This window comes from Pseudomonas sp. AC083 (genome assembly GCF_979253165.1).
The window spans coordinates 1-1,609 of the sequence record NZ_CEEDDH010000028.1; the positions used below are offsets into that span (position 1 = coordinate 1).

The following is a 1,609-nucleotide window of genomic DNA, read 5'->3' on the forward strand; positions in this document are numbered from 1 at the left end:
AGAGACAGACCAACTTCACCCCAACCCCAACCTTCTCCCCCACCAAAAAACTCCTCGGCGCGCCATCATTCAAACTCAGTATCGCCACCGTCCCACTCCCTCCGGCGATCACCCCGCTCACCTTGATATCCACCGGCGCGGTCTCATTGGAGAACCACTGCAACGCCGGGCTATCACTTCTCGCCGCGAGCACTTGCGGGGCGGCTGCGGGTGTGTGGGATTCCGCCGAGGTCAGCAGCAACGACGACCATGTCGCGACGCCCACCAGGGCGGTGAGCAGGGCCAGGGCCTGGACGGTTTGCGCCGGGGTAATCCGTGCGGTGAATTTCATGGGTTGTCGCTCCTTGTTGTCCCTGTTGCCAGCCTACGCGGCAATTCTCTCCGTTTTATTTCACATGCCTTACATGTTCGCCGGGCACGATGGGGTGGGACGCCAAGGAGCGCGTGGGTGATGAGCAGGCAGCAGGGTTTTACGTTGATCGAGTTGATGGTGGTGCTGGTGATCATCGGGATTGCCAGTGCGGCGATCAGTTTGAGTATCAGGCCCGATCCGTTGCAGTTGTTGCGCAAGGATGCCGAGCGGGTTGCGCAGTTGTTGCAGGTGGCGCAGGCGGAGGCTCGCGCGGATGGGCGGCCGATTGTGTGGGTGGCGGATGCCAAGGGGTTTCGCTTTGGTCGGCGTGGGGATGATGGCGTGGGGTTTGAGTCGTTCAAGGAGGATGCGCAGTTGCGCCCGCGTGCGTGGCAGAGCCCGAAGGTCGAGGTGCGTGTGGAGCCCCGGCAGACGGTGGTGCTGAATGCCGAGTGGATCAATCCGCCGTTGCGGCTGATTTTGTCTGATGGGGCCAATCGGCTGAGTGTGCTGCGCGATGGCAGTGGGCGGATCAGTATTCAATGAAGACTCAGCAAGGGTTCACTCTGATTGAGGTGATGGTCGCGATTCTGCTGATGGCGGTGGTGAGTCTGATTGCCTGGCGCGGGCTGGACAGTGTGACGCGGGCGGACAGTCATTTGCAGGCGAGCAGTGAGCAGAGCGATGGGTTGTTGCGGGTGTTGAATCAGTTGCAGCGGGATGTGGACATGCGCGCGGGGGTGGAGTTGAGCGAGCCGCGCAAGGTCGGGGCTGAGGAGGAGGCGCCGACTCCGCCGCCAGCGGTGACGGTGCGCAGCAGTGATAGCAAGGGGTTTCGGCTGGACATTATTCGTAGCGCGGCGGATCAGCCGGGGGCGTTGCAGCGGGTACGGTGGTGGGTCAAGGGGGATACGTTGTATCGGGCGGTGGCTGAGGCGCGCAGTCGCTATCCGTTGCCGCCGCCTGGGAATGGGGTGGCGGTGTTGAATGAGGTGAGTGATGTGCAGGTTCGGGTTTGGGAGGTGGATAAGGGGTGGCGGCAGTTGAGTGGGAATCGGCGGGAGGATCCGTTGGGGTTGGAGATTAGTTTGAGTCGGCAGACGGCGCAGGGGGTTGAGCGGTATCGGCAGGTGATTGGGTTGTTGCAATAGCCGGGATCACCGCGGCTTTTTTGTAGGAGTGAGCCTGCTCGTGATTGCGGTGGGTCAGTCAGCATTGTTGTTACTGGTAGACCGCTTTCGCGAGCAAGCTCGCTCC

Annotated in this window: 3 protein-coding genes; 2 read left to right on the forward strand and 1 reads right to left on the reverse strand. The window is 61.8% G+C overall.

All coding sequences use genetic code 11. The features are described from left to right. Window positions 1-331: type II secretion system protein N (locus AC0IXA_RS26610; protein ID WP_471814823.1), on the reverse strand; the 331-nt coding region annotated here is incomplete at its 3' end. A gap of 120 nt (window positions 332-451) precedes the next feature. On the opposite strand from AC0IXA_RS26610, the gene AC0IXA_RS26615 reads away from it, so the two are divergent. Both AC0IXA_RS26615 and AC0IXA_RS26620 read left to right on the forward strand, forming a co-directional pair. Further along, complete coding sequence (locus AC0IXA_RS26615; RefSeq protein ID WP_122506758.1) at window positions 452-898, forward strand: GspH/FimT family pseudopilin; 447 nt, start codon at window positions 452-454, stop codon at window positions 896-898. Beyond that, window positions 895-1,503 (forward strand): prepilin-type N-terminal cleavage/methylation domain-containing protein, encoded by a 609-nt coding sequence (locus AC0IXA_RS26620; protein WP_197892708.1) that lies wholly within the window; start codon window positions 895-897, stop codon window positions 1,501-1,503. Before AC0IXA_RS26615 ends, AC0IXA_RS26620 begins: the two co-directional genes overlap by 4 nt. Window positions 1,504-1,609: the final 106 nt, after the last annotated feature.

What these genes read in the sequence shown, in the direction of transcription:
- AC0IXA_RS26620 (WP_197892708.1), top strand. Translation starts at nt 895, where the DNA reads ATGAAGACTCAGCAAGGGTTCACTCTGATTGAGGTGATGGTCGCGATT.
- AC0IXA_RS26615 (WP_122506758.1), top strand. Translation starts at nt 452, where the DNA reads ATGAGCAGGCAGCAGGGTTTTACGTTGATCGAGTTGATGGTGGTGCTG.